This window comes from Mesorhizobium sp. KACC 23794 (assembly GCF_052180275.1).
GTDB lineage: Bacteria > Pseudomonadota > Alphaproteobacteria > Rhizobiales > Rhizobiaceae > Kumtagia.
Map to the genome: position 1 here is coordinate 796,615 of NZ_CP197465.1, position 19,270 is coordinate 815,884.

16 protein-coding genes are annotated in these 19,270 nt (G+C 65.2%); 7 read left to right on the top strand and 9 right to left on the bottom strand.

What is annotated here, in order from left to right:
* Positions 1–30: 30 nt before the first annotated feature.
* The 5 genes from ftsY to ACSBOB_RS04130 form a co-directional block, all read right to left on the bottom strand.
* Complete coding sequence (gene ftsY, locus ACSBOB_RS04110; RefSeq protein ID WP_442581194.1) at positions 31–1,872, bottom strand: signal recognition particle-docking protein FtsY; 1,842 nt, start codon at positions 1,870–1,872, stop codon at positions 31–33.
* A 7-nt stretch (positions 1,873–1,879) separates the two neighbouring features.
* On the bottom strand, positions 1,880–3,181 hold the full coding sequence (mtaB, locus tag ACSBOB_RS04115; protein ID WP_442581195.1) for a tRNA (N(6)-L-threonylcarbamoyladenosine(37)-C(2))-methylthiotransferase MtaB: 1,302 nt from the start codon (positions 3,179–3,181) through the stop codon (positions 1,880–1,882).
* Positions 3,181–4,065: a diaminopimelate epimerase gene (gene dapF, locus ACSBOB_RS04120; protein ID WP_442581196.1), complete on the bottom strand. Its 885-nt coding sequence runs from the start codon at positions 4,063–4,065 to the stop codon at positions 3,181–3,183. Before dapF ends, mtaB begins: the two co-directional genes overlap by 1 nt.
* A gap of 74 nt (positions 4,066–4,139) precedes the next feature.
* Positions 4,140–4,301 (bottom strand): DUF1328 family protein, encoded by a 162-nt coding sequence (locus ACSBOB_RS04125; RefSeq protein ID WP_396648218.1) that lies wholly within the window; start codon positions 4,299–4,301, stop codon positions 4,140–4,142.
* 76 nt (positions 4,302–4,377) lie between these two features.
* On the bottom strand, positions 4,378–5,424 hold the full coding sequence (locus ACSBOB_RS04130) for an MBL fold metallo-hydrolase (RefSeq protein ID WP_442581197.1): 1,047 nt from the start codon (positions 5,422–5,424) through the stop codon (positions 4,378–4,380).
* A 381-nt stretch (positions 5,425–5,805) separates the two neighbouring features.
* On the opposite strand from ACSBOB_RS04130, the gene ACSBOB_RS04135 reads away from it, so the two are divergent.
* Both ACSBOB_RS04135 and zapE read left to right on the top strand, forming a co-directional pair.
* Entirely contained in the window at positions 5,806–6,330 is a 525-nt protein-coding gene (locus tag ACSBOB_RS04135) for an AprI/Inh family metalloprotease inhibitor (RefSeq protein WP_442581198.1), read from the top strand.
* A gap of 20 nt (positions 6,331–6,350) precedes the next feature.
* A complete protein-coding gene (zapE, locus tag ACSBOB_RS04140) occupies positions 6,351–7,538 on the top strand; it encodes a cell division protein ZapE (RefSeq protein WP_442581199.1) in 1,188 nt (395 codons plus the stop codon).
* A 44-nt stretch (positions 7,539–7,582) separates the two neighbouring features.
* Here the strand turns inward: zapE and ACSBOB_RS04145 are convergent, their stop codons facing one another.
* The 3 genes from ACSBOB_RS04145 to ACSBOB_RS04155 form a co-directional block, all read right to left on the bottom strand.
* Complete coding sequence (locus ACSBOB_RS04145; RefSeq protein WP_442581200.1) at positions 7,583–8,323, bottom strand: hypothetical protein; 741 nt, start codon at positions 8,321–8,323, stop codon at positions 7,583–7,585.
* Positions 8,324–8,384: 61 nt separating this feature from the next.
* Positions 8,385–9,443, bottom strand: coding sequence for a flavin reductase (locus ACSBOB_RS04150; RefSeq protein WP_442581201.1), 1,059 nt, complete (start codon positions 9,441–9,443; stop codon positions 8,385–8,387).
* Between the two features lie 542 nt (positions 9,444–9,985).
* The gene (locus tag ACSBOB_RS04155; protein ID WP_442581202.1) at positions 9,986–10,198 is read right to left on the bottom strand and encodes a hypothetical protein; all 213 of its coding nucleotides are present in this window, start codon (positions 10,196–10,198) and stop codon (positions 9,986–9,988) included.
* A gap of 553 nt (positions 10,199–10,751) precedes the next feature.
* On the opposite strand from ACSBOB_RS04155, the gene ACSBOB_RS04160 reads away from it, so the two are divergent.
* Together ACSBOB_RS04160 and serA are read left to right on the top strand one after the other, a co-directional pair.
* On the top strand, positions 10,752–11,930 hold the full coding sequence (locus tag ACSBOB_RS04160) for a phosphoserine transaminase (RefSeq protein WP_442581203.1): 1,179 nt from the start codon (positions 10,752–10,754) through the stop codon (positions 11,928–11,930).
* 153 nt (positions 11,931–12,083) lie between these two features.
* On the top strand, positions 12,084–13,682 hold the full coding sequence (gene serA / locus ACSBOB_RS04165; RefSeq protein ID WP_442581204.1) for a phosphoglycerate dehydrogenase: 1,599 nt from the start codon (positions 12,084–12,086) through the stop codon (positions 13,680–13,682).
* Between the two features lie 24 nt (positions 13,683–13,706).
* Here the strand turns inward: serA and ACSBOB_RS04170 are convergent, their stop codons facing one another.
* Positions 13,707–14,603, bottom strand: a complete 897-nt coding sequence (locus ACSBOB_RS04170) for a fructose bisphosphate aldolase (RefSeq protein ID WP_442581205.1) — start codon at positions 14,601–14,603, stop codon at positions 13,707–13,709.
* Positions 14,604–14,898: 295 nt separating this feature from the next.
* On the opposite strand from ACSBOB_RS04170, the gene ACSBOB_RS04175 reads away from it, so the two are divergent.
* From ACSBOB_RS04175 to ACSBOB_RS04185, 3 genes are all read left to right on the top strand, one after another.
* Positions 14,899–15,687: a hypothetical protein gene (locus ACSBOB_RS04175; protein ID WP_442581206.1), complete on the top strand. Its 789-nt coding sequence runs from the start codon at positions 14,899–14,901 to the stop codon at positions 15,685–15,687.
* Between the two features lie 307 nt (positions 15,688–15,994).
* Positions 15,995–17,284 (top strand): adenylosuccinate synthase, encoded by a 1,290-nt coding sequence (locus ACSBOB_RS04180; protein ID WP_442581207.1) that lies wholly within the window; start codon positions 15,995–15,997, stop codon positions 17,282–17,284.
* Positions 17,285–17,356: 72 nt separating this feature from the next.
* Positions 17,357–19,258: a hypothetical protein gene (locus tag ACSBOB_RS04185; protein WP_442581208.1), complete on the top strand. Its 1,902-nt coding sequence runs from the start codon at positions 17,357–17,359 to the stop codon at positions 19,256–19,258.
* Positions 19,259–19,270: the final 12 nt, after the last annotated feature.

Below are 19,270 nucleotides of genomic sequence, written 5' to 3' on the forward strand. Positions count from 1 at the left end.
GATGGCAATACAAGGCACGGCGCATAAGGGCTACCCCACCCCCGCGATCGCCTTGGCGAAATCGCTCGCGGAGAAGGGCTCAAGGTCGTCGACCTGCTCGCCGACACCGATGAAATAGACCGGCAGTTTATGCTTCGCCGCGATGGCGACAAGGATGCCGCCGCGCGCGGTGCCGTCGAGCTTGGTCATCACCAGCCCGTTGACGCCGGCGACGTTGCGGAAAATCTCGACCTGATTGAGCGCGTTCTGGCCGGTGGTGGCGTCGACCGTCTGCAGCACCGTATGCGGCGCCTCGGGATCGTGCTTGCCAAGCACGCGAACGATCTTTTCCAACTCGGCCATCAGCTCGGTCCGGTTCTGCAAGCGCCCGGCCGTGTCGATGATCAGCACGTCGGAGCCGGCTTCTTTCGCCTTCTCGAAGGCGTCCCAGGCGAGGCCGGCTGCATCCGCGCCAAGCTTCGATGAAACGACCGGCGAGCCAGTGCGCTCGCCCCAGATCTTCAACTGCTCGATCGCCGCGGCGCGAAAAGTGTCGCCGGCAGCGAGCATGACGGAGAGCCCGCCCTGCCTGAGCTTTGCCGCAAGCTTGCCGATGGTCGTGGTTTTGCCAGTGCCGTTGACGCCGACCACGAGGATGACGTGAGGCTTGTGGGAAAGGTCGAGTTCGAGCGCCTTTGCCACCGGCGTCAGCACTTTTTCGACTTCCTGCGCCATGATGGCGCGGACTTCGATGTCGGAAACGTCCTTTCCGTAGCGGGAGGAGGCTAGCGTGTCGGTGACACGCAATGCCGTTTCCATGCCGAGATCGGCGCGGATCAGCACATCCTCCAGTTCCTCCAGCGTGTCTTCGTCGAGCTTGCGCTTGGTGAAGATGCCGGCGATCGACCCGGTCAGTTCGCGCGACGAGCGCGACAGCCCGTCGCGCAGCCGCTGGAACCAGCTTTTGCGGGGTTCGGGGACGGCGGGAATAGGCGCAGCTTCGGCCTTCTTCTCCACCGTCTTGCCGACTGTGACCTTGCCGGCGGGAGCTACGGGAAGCAGCCTCGGATCGGGGACGGCGGCGGAGATGCGCGCCGCCTCCTCTCCCCCCTTGAGGGGGAGATGGTCCGAAGGACCAGAGGGGGGGTTTGCGGCAGTGCTCGACGCTTTTCCTTCGACGCCACCTACCGCCGGAGCCAAGGAGTCGCGCGCTTCTTGGGCGACCCCCTCCGCCTGCTTCGCAGGCACCTCCCCCTCAAGGGGGGAGGTGGACACCGCGCTCGGCATCGGCGGCGCGGGAACTTTGGTGGGTCCAGGCGAAGGAACTTCGATAGGCGCCGGCTGTGGTTGTTCGACCGGCTGCGGCGGAACTTCCGGCTCGTACGGGATTTCAGGGGCGGGTTGTTTTTCCGGTTCAGGCCGAGCGGGCTCGGCGGGGATTTCCGGCGGGACCGGAACGGTCTCCGGAACCGGGGAAGGCACAATTTCGGGGGCAGGCTTTTCCGGTTCAGGTTCGGGCGCGGGGGAAGGGATAGGCTCGGGTGCCGGAACTTCCGGTACAGTTGGAGTCGGTTCGACGAGTGCCGGCCCCTCTCCTCCCTTGGAGGGGAGATGGTCCGAAAGACCAAAGGGGGTCGCCTCGGCAGTGCTCGGCGTTTCTTCTTCGATGTCGCGGGCGGCGGGTATAAGGGCGTCGCGCGCTTCATTGACGCCCCCCTCCGCCTGCTTCGCAGGCACCTCCCCCTCAAGGGGGGAGGGAGGCGTCGGCGCTTCCCGCGCAAATTCCTTCAGCGCCTCGAAATTGAGCGGCGCGAGCGGCTCATCCTCGGCGGGACGCTGCTCGACCTCCTTGCGGCCGAAGGAAAAGACCTTCTTGAGAAAACCCAATGCCATAGAGTGATCAGGCCGCCTGTGCCGTGGCGGCGGGCGCCGCAATCAGCCGTTCGCCGTCATGCCCGGCTATGTCAGCCGAGACGATCTCGCCCGACCTGCCGAAACCGATTGCCGCCAGCGTGAACCCCTCGGTGCGGCCAAGGCCCTCGCGCTCGACAAGAATCGACTGGCGTGTCCCGGCAAGCGACGCAAGATGCCGCCGATATGCGGCGTCTCCGGCTGCCCTGAGCCGCGCCGCGCGCATCTTGACCGTCGCGCCGTCGACCTGCGGCATACGCGCCGCCGGCGTGCCTTTTCGCGGGCTGAACGGGAAGACATGGAGATGCGTCAGGCCGCATTCCTCGATGATTGTCAGCGAGTTGTCGAACATCGCCTCGGTTTCGGTCGGAAATCCGGCGATGATGTCGGCGCCGAAGACGATGTCGGGCCGGATGGCGCGGATTTCGGCGCAGAAGCGGATGGAATCGTCGCGCAGATGCCGCCGCTTCATGCGCTTCAAAATCATGTCGTCGCCGGCCTGCAATGACAGATGCAGATGCGGCATCAGCCGGCGCTCGCCGCCGATCGCCTCGATCAGTTCCGGATCGGCCTCGATGGAGTCGATCGAAGACAACCGCAGCCGCTTCAGGTCCGGTACCTGGCGCAGCACGGTCTTGACCAGACGTCCCAGCTTCGGCGCGCCGGGCAGGTCGGCGCCAAAGCTGGTCATGTCGACGCCGGTCAGCACGACCTCGGCATAGCCGTTGCCGACGAGGCGTTTCACCTGCTCAACCACCGCGCCCATCGGCACCGAGCGCGAATTGCCGCGGCCGTAGGGGATGATGCAGAAGGTGCAGCGATGGTCGCAGCCGTTCTGCACCTGCACGAAGGCCCGCGCCCGGCCCTCGATGGCGTCGACCATGTGCCCGGCCGTTTCGCGCACGGAAAAGATGTCGTTGACGCGCGCCTTCTCGAAGTCGTTGACGCCGAAATCCGGCAGGGCACGGTAATTGTGACTGTGAAGTTTTTCCTCGTTGCCGAGGACAAGATCGACCTCGCCCATGCCGGCGAAGGTTTCCGGCTCGGTCTGCGCGGCGCACCCGGTGACGATGATGCGCGCTTGCGGGTTGTCGCGGCGCGCCTTTCGGATCGCCTGGCGCGCCTGGCGCACAGCCTCGCCGGTGACGGCGCAGGTGTTGAAGATGACGGCGCCGCCTTGCAGCGCGCCGAGCCCTGCGGCCTCCGCCTCGCGCCGCATCACCTCGGATTCATAGGTGTTCATGCGGCAGCCGAAGGTGACGATGTCGATCATCTTGGAGACGGGCGCCATCAGGCGGCGCTCTCTTGCGTGTCGCGCGCCCAGGCCCCGGTTGCTGGATCGAAATGGCCGGAAAACTCCCACTCGGCCGGGCCGGTCAGCACGACATGGTCATCGGCGCGCCACTCGACCTGAAGCCTGCCGCCAGGAGCGATGATCGCAACGGTGCGGCCGGTACGCCCTGTCCTTGTGGCGGCGACGGCGGAAGCGCAGGCAGCCGAGCCGCACGCTTTGGTCAGGCCGGCGCCGCGCTCCCAGGTGCGGATCGTCAATTGGTCGCGTCCGGTCACTTCAGCGATGGTGATGTTGGCGCGCTCCGGGAAGATCGGGTGGTTTTCCAGCAGCGGGCCGAAACGGTCGAGTTCGAAACTCCAGACGTCGCGATCCACCCAGAAGACGGCGTGCGGGTTGCCGATCGACAGGACGGAGGGCGAATGCAGCACCGGCGCGTCGATCGGGCCGATCTGCAGCTCGATGGCGCGGGTATCGGCAAATTCCTCGGCAAGCGGGATATCCTGCCAGCCGAAGCGCGGCCGGCCCATGTCGACAGAGATCGTGCCGTCGGCATGTTCCTCGGCATTCAGGATGCCGGCGACGGTCTCGAAGGTGAATACCTTCCTGCCGGTCTCGGCAGCCAGCGCCCGGACTACGCAGCGCATGCCGTTGCCGCAGGCCTGCGCCTTGGAGCCGTCCGAATTCAAAATGTCGACGAACCAGTTGGTACCTGGCGTGCGGGCGTCGTGGATCGCCATGATCTGGTCGAATTTTGTCGCCGGATCGGCGTCGAGCGCCAGGGCGGCGGCCGGCGCGACCCTATCGGCGCGCGAACGCATATCGGCAACGATGATCTCGTTGCCGAGCCCGTTCATCTTGGCGAAGGGCGCGCGCGCGTTCATGCGAGGCTATATGGCGGAAAGGCGCGGGAATTACCAGTCCGCAGCGACGTAGTGACCTTCGGAACGACGGAACGTCAGGTGATCGCCAGGACGCCGAGAATGACCAGCAGGAACAGGATCAGCACGATGGCGATCAGCACTTGCGCGCCGGTCGCGGCCGCGCCGGCCAGTCTCGGAAAGCCAAGCAGGCTGGCCGCAGCGGCAATCACCAGAAGAATGAGAATCCATTTGATCATCACAATATCCTCCGCGAGCGCTGAAACGCGGTGCGATGGTGCTTCGTTCCGGATGCCTGGCGGATAGCCGGGGGCGCTATGGACTTCCGGGAGCCTCGGGCACGTCCCATATCTCGCCTGGCCGCATCGGCCGGAATCTTTCCCGCGCGACCCCATGCGCCGCGAGTGCCGCAAGCAGTTTTTGTCGAGGTTCGTCGACGGGCTCGTTGGTCAAATGGAACGTGCCCCAGTGGCAGCCGACGGCGAAGCTGGCGCCACACAACTGCATTCCGAGCACTGCCTCCTCGGGGTTCTGGTGCTGCGGCTCCATGAACCAACGCGGCTCGTAGGCGCCAATCGGCAGGACGGCGAGCCGCAGCGCCCCGTGCCGCTGCGCCAGTCGACGGTACGGCGCGCCACCATGAAAACCCGTATCGCCGGCGAAGAAGATTTTCCCCGCCGGGCCTTCGATGACAAAACCGCACCACAGCGCCATGCGGCGGTCGCGCATGCCGCGCGCCGACCAATGATGCACCGGCTCGATGTGGACGGTGGTGCAGGCATCGATGCGCACCTCCTCGTCCCAGTCGTGGACACTGATCCGCGCGTCAGGAACGGCGGCGCGGATGATCGTGTCGTTGCCGAGCGGCGTGACGAAGAGCGGATCGTGCCCAGCCTTCAGCCGCTTCAGCGTCGTCAGGTCGAGATGGTCGTAGTGGTTATGGCTGACCAGAACGAGATCGATCCGCGGCAGGTCACTGAAGGCGATGCCCGGCGGGTTGACGCGCTTCGGCCCGGCGAAGGACAGCGGTGAAACACGTTCCGACCAGACGGGATCGGTGAGGATGTTGAGGCCCCCGGCCTGGACGAGCAGGGTCGAGTGGCCGACCATGGCCAGACGCAGCGTGCTGCCCTCGATCCTCGGCTCCGGCAGCGCCTGCGGATATGGGCTCGGCCACTCGGCCGGCCATTTGGTGCGGCTGCCGTCCATCTGCCACTTCAGCAACTGGCGGAAGGTGCCGGGCGGCAAGCCTCCGGGATTGAAGAATATCCTGCCGTCAAAATGACGGCTCGGTGGACCCTCATAATAGGCGTTCCTCGTTCTGGGACGACCGGCGCCTCGCAACGTCCCATCACCTGTCATCCGGCCTTGCCTTCCTGCTTTCTCGTAATCGCAAGATAGGGTGCGGACCGCCGCTGGAGAACAGCACAGCGGTTTCTGACGTATTATCGACAAGAGTCGGTCCTGTCCCGGCCGCAACGGACGGCCGTCGAGTCACGTGGCATTTGCACATTGGGCCGGCGCACGGCGGCACAAATGTGATACGCTGGCGCCCCATGGCTCCATCATCCTGCGGGCTCGCAATGCCGGTGCGGCGGCATACAAACCGCGACATAATTGCAACGTTTCTCTCTGGAAACCGTATCTTAACCATGAGTGGTTGAAATTCCGCCTAATTGTGGTTTCAGCAGAGAACCCTGATGTGGTCAGGGTGATGCGGCAACGGTCCGCAGGAGGTCGGCGATGGCACTTTCGAGGACAGGCATACTGCTCGCGGCGATGGCCGCGCTGGCGGTAAGCGGTTGCCAGAGCTCGCGTTTCGCCGCCGAGGAGAGCAGGCCGGCGCCCTTGCCGGCAGCACCGTCCGGTCCGGTGACCTCCGGCTCGCTGCCGCCGCCCGCCAGCCCCGCCGCGTTTCCGACCGCGCCGACGCCCAATCCCGCCGATGTCGCTGCCGCCACGCCGGCTGGCCCGCCGCCCAACGCGCCGGACCTGACGCCCTCGACCGTCGGCGGTGTCTGGAACGTCTCGGTTTCCGGCCAGAGCTGCAAGATCGCCACCTCGCAGACAAAATTCGGCGCCGGTTTCCGTGCCGGCCCGCTGCGCTGCCCGGCCCCGGTCGACGGCGTGAAGTCGTGGAACGTCGCCGGCAAGCAGCTTTCGCTCTATGACGAGAACGGCGGGGTGATGGCGCGCCTCTATTCGTCGGGCTCGGAAAAGTTCGACGGCCAGACCGAAAGCGGCGTCCCGATCTCCTTCAGCCGCTGATCGCCGGCGCCATCGCCAGCATGGCACCGCATATTCGCGACGGCATCGAGCCGCACGCTACGGTTCGCCAGCGCTACGACCATCTGGTGAGCAACGGCGCGATCAGCCGCGACCCGGCGCAGCAGATCGTCGTCCGGGCGCTGGACAAGCTGCTCGACGCGCTTTCCGCGCGCCGCCTCGCCCGCAAATCCAGCGCGCTGGGCTGGCTGTTCGCAAGAAAGCCGGAAGCCTCGATGGTCAAGGGCCTCTACATCCACGGCGGGGTCGGCCGCGGCAAGACCATGCTGATGGACATATTCTTCGAACTGGTGCCGATGCGGCGCAAGCGGCGCGTCCATTTCAATGATTTCATGGCCGAAGCCCACGACCGCATCCAGAAGCATCGGCAGGCGCGCAAGGATGGCACTGTCAAGGAGGACGACCCGATCCCGCCCGTCGCCAAGGCGCTCGCAGAGCAGGCGCAGCTTCTCTGCTTCGACGAGTTCACGGTCACCGACATCGCCGACGCGATGATCCTGTCCAGACTGTTCTCGGCGCTGTTCTCCAACGGCGTCGTGCTGGTCGCCACTTCCAATGTGGCGCCGGACGATCTTTACCGCGACGGCCTCAACCGCGCGCTGTTCCTGCCTTTCATCGACATACTGAAGCGCCATGCCGAGGTGCTGGGCCTCGATTCCGACACCGACTACCGGATGGAAAAGCTGAACCGCTTGCCTGTTTACGTCACGCCGCTGGGTCCGGAAGCCGACCGGCTGATGGACGACGCCTGGGCAGCAATGACGCATGGCCGCCACGCCGCGCCGGAGATGGTCGCGGTGAAGGGCCGGGAGATACCGGTCCCGGTGGCAGCAGGCGACGCAGCGCGCTTCTCCTTCGCCGACCTCTGCGAAAAACCGCTTGGCGCCCGCGACTACCTCGCCGTTGCGTCACGCTATTCGACGCTGTTCATCGACCGCATCCCGGTGCTGGCCGACGGCCGGCGCAACGAGGCCAAACGGCTGATTCTGTTGATCGACACGCTCTACGACCGGCATGTGCGGCTCGTCGTCAGCGCCGCTGCCCCGCCAGCCGAACTGTATGCCGGCAAGACCGGCGTCGAGGTGTTCGAATTCGACCGGACCGTGTCACGTCTGATCGAGATGCAGAGCCAGGATTGGCTCGATGCCACGCGAGACGCAGAACTGCCGCAGATTGAAAAGATGGCTTAGGGGCTGGTTTCGAAACAAGACCGTCGCTATCGGCCGATTGCTGGTCAGCACAGTCGCTTGAGTGCATCCGCGACGCGTAGGAACCGGTAGGTTTCAGTCGCAAGGCCACCCGCGTCCTTGAGTGCCTCGCGTTTTCGCGCGGCGTCGACGCGGTCCTGCTCGGTGACGTCGCCTTCGCGTTCCAAAAGCCAGTTGCGGTAGGTCGGATCGACCTCCTTGACCTGGATGCCGGATCTGGAAGGCTTGGTTGGCGCGGCAGCAGGTACAAGCGGGCGCAGCACCCGCGAGGGATTGTACTCCGTGCGCCTGTCGTTCCCGGCGATGGAAAAGTCCGGCCGGGCAATGCGTCCGCTCGATGCATAGGCCACCGCGGTAACGATCCGATCGAGCGCAGCGTCCTCTTCCTTGGGCCGATGAACGAGATCGCGCAACGGTCCATCGGGAACGGCGAGCCGAGTGATCCCGCAATCATTGATCGCATCCAGCATGTCGCGATGGTCCCCGGAGACAATCTTCTCGCGTCGCTGCGGCCAGAAATCGAAGGGCGCGTGCGTCCCGTGACCCTTGCCGGCGTGGAACGCGTATATCTCCGGATAGATCTTCCGCTCTGTACGGCGGCTTTCCTTCACATCATAGAAAGAGGTGATCGCGATCTGCAGCAGATGCGTGGCGCCAAGACCTCCAAGCGGGCTGCCGATGATGAGACCGAACCGATCGTGCGGCTGCCAGTCCGGAAAGATATCCGCAATGCTGCCGAGGCTATCGCCGATGCGCACATCAAACATATCGGATTTCAAAAGTGCGACGACGTGTATGGCGAAAGGCCCTGGCGGCAGGAACTGAGGGCTACATCCTGCCCTGGAACACAAGCTCTTCCAGCGGCGCGCGATCGGCCGGGAATTCGCGAGATCGCAGCTTGTCGGTGAGCATCGCGCTGTCGCCGATCCTGCCGATCGCCGCGACGGCATTGATCCTGAAACCTTCCGGCACGCCCAGCACGTCGCGCAGCCTTTCGTGATCGAAGCCGGCCATGCCATGCGTGTGCCAGCCCGACAGGAAGGCCTGCAGAGCAAAGGACATCCAGGCCGCGCCGGTATCGAAGCTGTGGGTGGGTGACGGAACCGGCCCGCCGCCGAAATCCAGCCAGTCCTGCGACAAGAAGACGACAAGCGCAGCGGCGCGGAAGGCCCATGAGCGGTTGGTGTTGGACAGGCCCTCAAGCATGCCCTGCCAGTTCTCGCCGTCACGCAGGATGTAGATGAAGCGCCAGGGCTGCGCATTCATGGAGGACGGCGCCCAGCGGGCCGCTTCGAAGAACGGCATCAACTGCTCGGCCGCGATCGTCTCGTCGGTGAAGGCACGCGGCGACCAGCGCTCGAGGAAGAACGGTGCGATGTCATGCTGGCTGACGCGGGGCGTCAGCCGCTTGTAGGCACCGTCGTGGTAGAGCAGCGGATTGGCGGCGGACAGCGCGCCGCCGACGATCTCGCCGACGAAGATCGTATGCGTGCCCATGTCAGTTTCGCTGACGAGCCGGCATTCGAGATGCGCGGCGGCGCCCTTCAGGATCGGGCCACCGGTGCCGGCGATCTCATAGTCCACGCCCTCGAACTGATCGTCGCCTCTTGAAGAGAATCGTGTGCCAAGCTCCCGCTGCGTCTCCGCCAGCATGTTGACGGTGAAGTTGCGGCTGGCCGAGATCAGCGGATGGCTGCGCGTCGAGCGGTTGACGACGATCAGCAGGCGCGCGGGATCGGCCGAGACACTCGCGAGGGCGGTTGCTGTCATGCCATGAAGATGGCCGTCATGTGCCGTGGTGATCACCGCCACGCTGGAGGCGATGCGTCGCATCAGCGCTCGGAAGAGTTCGGCGTCGATCGCCTTCACGTCCGCATGCTGCGTCATCGTTCAGTCCCTCTTTTCACCCGGCATGGGGGCAGTTTACGCAACGACTTCCGACATCATCGGTAACGATCGCAAGAAGTTTGCTGGCCGCCCGCAGCCCGTCGCACCGCAGATCACCTCGTGCACCCGCGGTGCGACGGCGACACAGAACCACGATATCCGAAACGTCCGCAAGCTCGCGCGGCATCATTGCCTCCTTTACCCTGCGCGAAACGAGGTCGTCGCCCGGCGCAAGGCGCGACATACTATAACTGTGAGTGGTCATCCGCGGCGAGGATGTTCCCTGCCATCTCCCTGACCCTTCAGGCTGATCCGGATGATGCCGATCCGGCTCTCGCTCATGCATTTCTCGCTCCTGCATCCAGATACCAGCCCCACGGCTCGTCACTGTCGTAGCGCGTGATCTGCTTGGTTTCGAAATAGGCTTCGTAGCCCCACCGCCCCAGCTCTCGTCCGATCCCGCAACGGTGGCGATAACCTCCTCGGTCGCCGGATCGACGACCGGGAACGTTCCGCCCGCAGCCGGCGCCCGCCACTCTCCGTCAATGTAGAGTTCCGTGATCACGCCGCAGCCGGCTCCTTGGCAATGCCCAGGTCCTCAGTGCGGCGAGACGATCGAGCGCCTTCTGCGAGACGTCGAAGGCGACGACCCTCTCGATCGGGACGATCGTGCGATCGGAGAGAAGATCGAGCACGATTCCGGTGCCTACCAGGCCGGCGCCGCCTATAATATGGATGTTCTTCTTCTGGGTCATGTCCTTGCTTGGTTGGAAAATTGGCATTGGCAATCGCCCAATCGGCGACCGTCAGGCGGAATAGATGACGAAGCTCTTGCGGACCGGCTCCGTCGGAACGACTGGTGGCGCGCCTCCGAAACAGGTAGCCGGCGCAGCCCTTCCGGGGTCGATGCCGGCGGCGGCAAGGCATTCGCTGCTACTCCAGTCGAGCAGCAGGATTGGTAGGGACGTGACGGTTCATGCATTTGGGCACAGGGTGACCATGACCGGCCGCTCGCACGTCTAGCTGTTGGCCGCGTACCAGGTCGCGCATTCGGAGATGTTGGCGGTGTTCTGGTGGCACATCCCGGTCGCGCCGCCCACAGGCAAATCAGCGGGGAACTGACGAGGAACCGCGTGTGCCAGATTTGTGCCACACGATGCCGCTCGTTCCATCGATGTTCTGCGAGATCGAGCAAGAAGCAGCATCATAGGTTTCGACAGGACTTGCGCTTTTCCGCGCCTTCGCGTAATCGCCGCAGTGGGACACCCCTCCCCAACGAGGGGCTTTCTATCTGGAAGGATAGCCAAGATGACGACGACCGTCTCCAAGCCCGGACTCCGTCCGGCAAATCCCAATTTTTCATCAGGTCCTTGCGCGAAACGCCCCGGCTGGTCGGTCGAGGCGCTGAAGAATGCCGCGCTCGGCCGCTCCCACCGCGCCAAGATCGGCAAGACCAAGCTGGAACAGGCGATCGCCTTGACTCGCGAGGTGCTTGAGGTTCCCGTCGACTACCGCATCGGCATCGTGCCGGCCTCCGACACCGGCGCTGTCGAGATGGCGATGTGGTCGCTGCTCGGTGCGCGCGGCGTCGACATGCTGGCCTGGGAAAGCTTTGGCGCCGGCTGGGTGACCGACGTTGCCAAGCAGTTGAAGCTCAAGGACGCGCGGATGTTCGAGGCGCCCTATGGCGCGCTGCCCGATCTTGCGAAAGTCGATTTCGACCGTGACGTGGTCTTCACCTGGAACGGGACGACCTCCGGCGTGCGCGTCGCCAATGCCGACTTCATTCCTGCCGATCGCAAGGGCTTGACCATCTGCGACGCAACTTCCGCGGCCTTCGCGCAGCGGCTGGACTTTTCGAAGCTCGACGTCGTCACCTTCTCCTGGCAGAAAGTGCTGGGCGGCGAGGGCGCGCATGGCATGCTGATTCTCAGCCCGCGCTCCGTCGAGCGGCTGGAGACCTACAAGCCCGACTGGCCCCTGCCGAAAATCTTCCGCCTGACCTCGGGCGGCAAGCTGATCGAGGGCATTTTTCGGGGCGAGACCATCAACACGCCGTCGATGTTGTGCGTCGAGGACTATATCGACGCGCTGGAATGGGCAAAATCGGTCGGCGGCCTCGACGGGCTGGTCGCGCGCGCCGACGCCAATGCCACCGTGCTGGCGGATTGGGTGGCGGAGAATTCCGCCGTGGATTTCCTGGCGGAAGTTCCGGAGACGCGATCCAACACCTCGGTCTGCCTGCGCTTCGTCGACCCGGCGGTCGCCGGCCTCGACGACGCCGGCCAGCAGGGTTTCGTCAAGGCGTTCACGGCCGCGCTTGAGGCGGAAAAGGTGGCCTATGACATCGCCAGCTACCGCGATGCCCCGCCTGGCCTGCGCATCTGGTGCGGCGCGACCGTGGAAGCCGACGACCTGCGCAAGCTGACGCCATGGCTCGACTGGGCTTTTGCGCAGCAGAAGGCGGCGCTGAAGGCCGCCGCGTAGCCGCCAACCACCCTCCCCCTTGCGGGGAGGGTCGGACCGAAGGTCCGGGGTGGGGGTGCATCCCCATCCGCCAATCAGATCAGAACCCCCACCCGGTCGCTTCGCGACCGACCTCCCCACAAGGGGGAGGTAGGCCAATCGCAGAGGATTCCCATGCCCCGCGTTCTCGTTTCCGACAAACTCTCCACCACCGCCGTGCAGATCTTCAAGGATCGCGGCGTCGAGGTCGACTATTTGCCCGATCTCGGCAAGGACAAGGAAAAGCTGCTCGAAGTGATCGGGCAGTATGATGGCCTCGCCATCCGCTCGGCGACAAAGGTCACCGAAAAGCTGATCGCCGCCGCGACCAACCTGAAGGTCATCGGCCGCGCCGGCATCGGCGTCGACAATGTCGACATCCCCGCCGCCTCACGGCGTGGCATCATCGTCATGAACACGCCGTTCGGCAATTCGATCACCACCGCCGAGCATGCCGTCGCCATGATGTTCGCGCTGGCCCGCCAGATCCCGGAAGCCAATGCATCGACGCATGCGGGAAAATGGGAAAAGAACCGCTTCATGGGCGTCGAGATCACCGGCAAGACGCTGGGCGTCGTCGGCTGCGGCAACATCGGCTCGATCGTGGCGACGCGCGGCGTTGGCCTGAAGATGCATGTCATCGCCTACGACCCGTTCCTGTCGGAGACGCGCGCCACCGAACTCGGCGTCGAGAAGGTTGAACTGGATGAACTGTTTGCTCGCGCCGACTTCATCACGCTGCACACGCCTCTGACCGACAAGACGCGCAACATCATCGATGCGGCGGCGATCGCAAAAATGAAGAACGGCGTGCGCATCATCAATTGCGCCCGTGGCGGGCTAGTGGTCGAGGCCGACCTGATCGCGGCGCTGAAGAGCGGCAAGGTGGCGGGCGCCGGCATCGACGTGTTCGAGACCGAGCCGGCGACCGAGAATCCGCTTTTTGGCATGGAAAACGTGGTGACTACGCCGCATCTCGGCGCGTCCACCAGCGAGGCGCAGGAGAATGTCGCCCTGCAGGTCGCCGAGCAGATGTCGGATTACCTGATCAAGGGCGCCGTCTCCAATGCCATCAACATGCCGTCGATCACGGCCGAGGAGGCGCCGCGGCTGAAGCCTTTCATCAAGCTCGCCGAAGTGCTCGGCGCCTTCGTCGGCCAGGTGACGGAAGAGCCGATCAAGGAGGTGGAACTGCTGTTCGACGGCGCCACCGCCGGCATGAACACCCGCGCCCTGATCAGCGCCGCCCTTGCCGGCCTGATTCGTCCCCAGGTCTCCGACGTCAACATGGTGTCAGCGCCGATCATGGTGAAGGAGCGCGGCATCGTGCTGTCAGAAGTCAAGCGCGACAAGTCAGGCGTGTTCGACGGCTACATCAAGCTGACGGTGACGACCGAAAAGCAGACGCGCTCGATCGCCGGCACGTGCTTTTCCGACCACAAGCCGCGCTTCATCCAGATCAAGGGCATCAACCTCGACGCCGAGGTGGGGCAGCATATGCTCTACACGACCAACCCCGACGCGCCGGGCATAATCGGCCTGCTCGGCACGATCTGCGGCAGGAATGGCGTCAACATCGCCAACTTCCAGCTCGGACGCAACAAGCCGGGCGGCGACGCCATCGCGCTGCTCTATCTCGACGCGCCGTTCCCCGAGACTGTGCTCGCCGAGCTGCGCGCCGATCCGAAGATCGTCTCGGCCAAGCCGCTGAAGTTCGACGTGGCCGGACTGTAGGAAGCCGGCTAACGACGCCTCGGCTCAGACTTTCCTGGTCGAGGCGTCGAAGATCTCGTCGATGGATTTCGCCAGCGCCGCGTCGAATTGCGCATCGCTCATCGAATGCCGGAGGTCTTCGGCCAATGCCCGCGAGAAACTGGCGATCATTCCATGGTTCTGCGCGAGGCGCTTGCAGGCGTCCGCGCGGCTGTAGCCGCCCGACAGCGCCACGACCCTTGCGATACGCGGGTGCTTGACCAGCGGCGCGTAGAAATCCGGCGTATCGGGGATCGTCAGCTTGAGCATGACTTTCCGGTCCTGCGGCAGGGCGTCCAGCTTTTTCAGGATTTCTTCTCGAAGGATCGTTTCTGCACCGGCCTTGTCCGGGCTCTTGATCGACACTTCCGGCTCGATGATCGGCATCAGCCCGTGCGCGGCGATCTGCGAGGCTACGTCGAACTGCTGCGCGACCACCGCCGCGATACCCGCCTTCGACGGCAGGTTGATGACCGAGCGCATTTTTGTGCCGAAGATGCCGGCTTTCACGGCGCGCTCCAGCAGCGGCTCCAGCCCCGGCATCGGTTTCATCAGGCTGACGCCGTCCGCCTCGGCCGCGAGCCCGCTGTCGACCTTGAGGAACGGGATGATCTTGCGGTCTTCCCACAGGAACAACGGAACAGGCTTGCCCTGCGCCACTCCGTCCATCGTGCGCTCGAAAAGGATGGCGGCCAAAATCTTGTCGCCGGTGAACGCCGGCGCGCTCATGATGCGCACCCGCATCTCGTGGACCAGCTTGAACATCTCGGCGTCGCCACTGTAGGCGGTTTCCGGTACGCCATAGAGACGCAATGCGCCGGGGGTCGACCCGCCGCTCTGGTCGAGCGCGGCGATAAAGCCGGGGCTTCCGGACATCCGCGCCATCATTTCGCTGTTGCTCATGCCGCTCTCCCTCTTGATGCGATGGCGCCGGACGGGGCGTCTGGATTGGCCGTCGGGCCGACATTGCCACGGAGTTTGAAAGCCGCGCAATCGGGATGACGTGCCGTAAAGGGTTATTGCCTGAAGTTTGCCGCTCCTGGGCAGGGCGCCCGCCCGACGCTGGACCGAGTCTTGCCTTGCGCGATCGTTCTACAATGATGCCTGTATGCACTCCATGGATTGTTTTCCTAGGATTATTTACTTATCCACCAATCCATGCGATGACGGGATGGCTTGTGTTGGAAGGAAGGCGGCGATGTATATTCCGCAAGTCGAGACAAATCGGGAAGCGCTTAAGCGCATCCTGACCATGCTCGTCGCCATGGCCGAAATGGCTTTTGGCAGGCCGTTGTCGTCGGTTCTCCAGGAAGCCGCGGCTGCTCCAAAAACTTCGCGGACGGGAAGAAGCAGGCCGTCCACGGCTTTTACCCTGCCACGCCATCTCTACCGCGCCATCCTGCGGCTGCTGCGTCCGGCAGAATCCGCCGCGCGGCGCCTCATCGTCGCGGCGGCGCGTGGCATCGTGGTGACCTTGCCACCGTTTCGTCCGCGCAAGCCGAAACCCATCGACCCGGCGCCGATGCTGCGCCGCCTCGGCCTCGCCGTCACCCTGTCGCGTGGGGATTTCGCCCGCGCCGAAACCGCCAGGAAAGCCGCCGCTCTGCGCGCCGCCAGGCCGCGTGCAATAAACCTGCCGCTGCTCGATGCGCTGGAAAATCCGTTCCGCGTACGACGCAAGTATGTGCCGGCCCACGCCGTTCCGCGCATCTCTGTTCCCGGCTTCAGCGAGCGGTCTCCGCCGCCGTCACCGGACGATCCGATCGGCGCAGCACGGCTGATGCTGCGGCTGGAGGCGCTCGGCCGCGCGCTGGACGACCTGCCGGGACAGGCAGGACGCTTCGCCCGCTGGAAGGCGCGCAACGATGCCGCACGCGTCCGGGTGAAGGAAGGGACCGAGCCGTGGCGGCCCCGACACGTCCTCATGCGCGGGCTGTCTTACCCCCCATCCCTGACCTTTCAGGGCGAGACAGGCGGCTCGCCCTGAAAGGTCGGGGATGGGGTTCCAGGCAAAAATCGAAGGCCGCCGCGGATTTTCGCGGCCTGGCGGCGGTGGCGATTGGACAGCCGTCGCGAAAGCATCTGCGATGTGGAGTTTCATACCCCGTTACTCATCCCAGGGGTCGAACGATTGTCCCGACATGTCGATGGCCGGCGCATGGACGTCCGGCGACCACAAAAATAATGTGCCCGCGTGGCGATTCTGCCGATATCCGTAGTCGCGCTCGCGAGGCCTTGCCGCTATAGAAACCCGTTGCCCGGCGGTCCGGGCTGTCTGCATTTGAGGAAACAGCATGGCCAATGTGGTGGTCGTCGGCTCACAGTGGGGCGACGAAGGCAAGGGCAAGATCGTCGACTGGCTGGCCGATCGCGCCGACGTGGTGGTACGTTTCCATGGCGGTCACAATGCCGGCCACACACTGGTCATCGGCGGCGTCAGCTACAAGCTCGCTTTGCTGCCCTCCGGCCTCGTCCAGGGCAAGCTGTCGGTCATCGGCAATGGCGTGGTCGTCGACCCGCACCATTTCGTCCAGGAAGTGGAGAAGCTGCGCGGGCAGGGCGTCACCATCAACCCCGACGTGCTGCGCATCGCCGACAATGCGCCGCTCATCCTGTCGCTGCACCGCGAACTCGACGGTTTTCGCGAGGACGCCAGTTCCGCCCTCAAGATCGGCACGACGCGGCGCGGCATCGGCCCGGCGTACGAGGACAAGGTCGGCCGCCGCTCGATCCGGCTGATCGACCTCGCCGAGCCCGAGACGCTGATGCTCAAGATCGAGCGGCTGCTCACCCATCACAACGCGCTGCGGCGCGGCATGGGGCTCGCCGAGATCGAGCCGCAAACGATCCATGACGAACTGACATCGGTCGCCGACAAGATCCTGCCCTTCATGGACCAGGTCTGGCGCGTGCTCGACGAGAAGCGCCGGGCCGGCGCCCGTATCCTGTTCGAAGGTGCGCAGGGTGCCCTGCTCGACAACGACCACGGTACCTATCCCTTCGTCACCTCGTCCAACACGGTGGCGGGACAGGCGGCCGCCGGCTCCGGCCTCGGTCCGACGGCAATCGGCTATGTGCTCGGCATCACCAAGGCCTACACCACCCGCGTCGGCGAGGGGCCTTTTCCGTGCGAGCTCGACGACGAGATCGGCCGTCACCTGGCGACGGTCGGCCGCGAGGTCGGCGTCAACACCGGCCGTCCACGCCGCTGCGGCTGGTTCGACGCGGTGCTGGTGCGCCAGACGGTCAAGACCTCGGGCATAACCGGCATCGCGCTGACCAAGCTGGATGTGCTCGACGGACTGAAAGAGATCAAGGTATGCGTCGGCTATGAGCTTGACGGGCAGAGAATCGACTATCTTCCTGCCTCAATGCGGGCACAAGCTGCGGTTAAACCGATCTATGAAACTCTCGAAGGGTGGTCGCAAACGACAGCCGGGGCGAGAAGCTGGGCTGAATTGCCGGCCCAGGCGGTGAAATACGTGCGGTACATCGAGGAACTCATCGGCGCTCCCGTTGCGCTCCTCTCCACAAGTCCGGAGCGGGACGATACGATACTTGTGACCGACCCGTTTCAAGACTAATTACAGCGGTTCCCGAACTGCCGCCGTCGACTGGCGCGCCGCGGGCAATCCAGACCACAGGCCGACGGTAGAATGGCAGATTTCGTAGCGGTTCTTAAGAAGACCCTGGATGGTCTCTCCGACACAACCCCGGTGATGCGGGAGAAAGTGTACGAGAAGGCGCGCATAACCATTTCCGGAAAGCTGGCGGCCATGAATCCGCCGCTGCCGGAAGGGGTCATCGAGAAGCAGAAGCAGGCGCTCGAGGAAGCGATTGTCCAGGTTGAGAAGGAATATGCCCGCGGCAAGCCGGCCGACCCGCTGAGCGAACTCGAAAGCGTCTTCGCGTCGCTGAAGAATCCGGCGCCGCACGTTGCCTTGCGCGAGGCCGCCGCCAAGGCGCCTGTCGCCGAGAAGACCCCGCCTGTCCATACCGAGATAGCGCCATCGGCTCCTGCCGCCGCGAAGGCCCCAGTGCCGGCTGCTCCCGTTGCCAAGGCGCCGGCGGCGCCTGCGCCTCCCGTAAAGGTTCCGATCCCGACGGCAAAGCCGGCGCCCGCCCCGGCCAGGGTGGAGCCGGTCCCACTATCGCCTGCACCGGCGACCAGCGCCGTGCCGGCGAACGGCAGCAGGCCCGCCGCCGAATTCGCACGGGACAATCTCGCGGAGGACGATGACGGCCCTTCCTTTCTGCCCGACAGGAGCGACGGCGAGACCATCGCCGCCGAGGAAGAGCCGCGGCGCCGCACTGGGTATGGGCTCGTCGTCGCCGTGGTCGTTCTGGCGATCCTTGCGGGCGGCGGATACCTGGCATGGCTGCAGCGCGACCAGGTCGAGCAACTGCTGGCGCGTGTCGGCATAACCGGCCTGAACCTGTCCTCGAATACGCCGACCGACGCGCCGCCGGAGCCGGCAGCGGAGACGCCTGCGCCGGATGTCGCCGCCGCGCAGCCTGCTGCCACGCCCGAACCGGAAACGCCGGCCGAGCCTGCGCCGGAGGCCGCGGCGCCCGAACCGGCCGATGCCGGCCCGCAGAAATTCACCCAGCGCCTCAGCCCCGACGGAACCGAGACCGATGCCGGCCGGGCCGGCGGTCCCGCCGAGATCGGCGAAGGCACCTCGATCGCCGCAGTGACCCAGCCTTCCATGCCGGCGGCGGAGCCGCTGTCCGGCCAGGCGCCGTCGGCCACGGAGCCGCCTGCCGTCGCACAGCAGCCGGAAGCGCCGGCCGAAACGCCCGCGACCACAGTCGAAGTCCCGCCTGCAACCGGCGAGACCCCTGCAGCCTCCGAGGCTCCTGCCGCGCCTGACGCCGCTGCCACCCCAGCCGTGCCCGTCGAAACGCCTCCTGCCGCCGCGGAAACCCCGGCAACGCCGCCCGCGGCTCCAGCCGCACAGCCGGCCGCACCGGCCCAGGCCGCGCAGCCGGAGCAGTCGCTCGCGGTGGGCCAGCGGGCGATCTTCTATGAAGAGCGCACCAACGTCTCCGAGGCGTCGGCGGAACCGGGCTCGATCGTTTGGTCGCTCGTCCAGGAATCACCTGGCGGCGACCTGCCGCCCGAACCGGCGATCCGCGCCGAGGCGACGATCCCCGGCAAGGATGTGCAGCTTCGCATGACCATCCGCCGTAACGCCGACCAGACGCTGCCGGCGAGCCACATCGTCGAGATGATCTTCCTGACCCCGCAAGGTTTCGAAGGCGGCGGCATCGAGAATGTGCTGCGCCTGTCGCTCAAGGGCTCGGAGCAGGAAGCCGGCAGCCCGCTGCTCGGCATTCCGGCCAAGATCGCCGACGGCTTCTTCCTGATCGCGCTGAACGACAGCAAGCCGGAGATCGAGGCGAACACACGCTTGCTGCGCAGCCAGTCGTGGATCGACGTGCCGGTGCAATACAAGTCAGGCCGGCGCGCCTTGTTCACCATGGAGAAGGGTATTCCCGGCGCCAAGGTGTTCGACGAGGCGCTGAAGGCCTGGCAGGCGGCGGGCAGCGGCTGATTTCAGACCAAG

Bases quoted from the DNA above. Each gene is read 5' to 3' on its own strand.
- dapF (WP_442581196.1), bottom strand. From the start codon at position 4,065: ATGAACGCGCGCGCGCCCTTCGCCAAGATGAACGGGCTCGGCAACGAG.
- serA (WP_442581204.1), top strand. From the start codon at position 12,084: ATGCCCCGCGTTCTCGTTTCCGACAAACTCTCCACCACCGCCGTGCAG.
- ftsY (WP_442581194.1), bottom strand. From the start codon at position 1,872: ATGGCATTGGGTTTTCTCAAGAAGGTCTTTTCCTTCGGCCGCAAGGAG.
- ACSBOB_RS04160 (WP_442581203.1), top strand. From the start codon at position 10,752: ATGACGACGACCGTCTCCAAGCCCGGACTCCGTCCGGCAAATCCCAAT.
- ACSBOB_RS04170 (WP_442581205.1), bottom strand. From the start codon at position 14,603: ATGAGCAACAGCGAAATGATGGCGCGGATGTCCGGAAGCCCCGGCTTT.
- ACSBOB_RS04145 (WP_442581200.1), bottom strand. From the start codon at position 8,323: ATGTTTGATGTGCGCATCGGCGATAGCCTCGGCAGCATTGCGGATATC.
- ACSBOB_RS04155 (WP_442581202.1), bottom strand. From the start codon at position 10,198: ATGACCCAGAAGAAGAACATCCATATTATAGGCGGCGCCGGCCTGGTA.
- zapE (WP_442581199.1), top strand. From the start codon at position 6,351: ATGGCACCGCATATTCGCGACGGCATCGAGCCGCACGCTACGGTTCGC.
- ACSBOB_RS04175 (WP_442581206.1), top strand. From the start codon at position 14,899: ATGTATATTCCGCAAGTCGAGACAAATCGGGAAGCGCTTAAGCGCATC.
- ACSBOB_RS04185 (WP_442581208.1), top strand. From the start codon at position 17,357: ATGGCAGATTTCGTAGCGGTTCTTAAGAAGACCCTGGATGGTCTCTCC.
- ACSBOB_RS04180 (WP_442581207.1), top strand. From the start codon at position 15,995: ATGGCCAATGTGGTGGTCGTCGGCTCACAGTGGGGCGACGAAGGCAAG.
- ACSBOB_RS04125 (WP_396648218.1), bottom strand. From the start codon at position 4,301: ATGATCAAATGGATTCTCATTCTTCTGGTGATTGCCGCTGCGGCCAGC.
- ACSBOB_RS04130 (WP_442581197.1), bottom strand. From the start codon at position 5,424: ATGACAGGTGATGGGACGTTGCGAGGCGCCGGTCGTCCCAGAACGAGG.
- ACSBOB_RS04150 (WP_442581201.1), bottom strand. From the start codon at position 9,443: ATGACGCAGCATGCGGACGTGAAGGCGATCGACGCCGAACTCTTCCGA.
- mtaB (WP_442581195.1), bottom strand. From the start codon at position 3,181: ATGGCGCCCGTCTCCAAGATGATCGACATCGTCACCTTCGGCTGCCGC.
- ACSBOB_RS04135 (WP_442581198.1), top strand. From the start codon at position 5,806: ATGGCACTTTCGAGGACAGGCATACTGCTCGCGGCGATGGCCGCGCTG.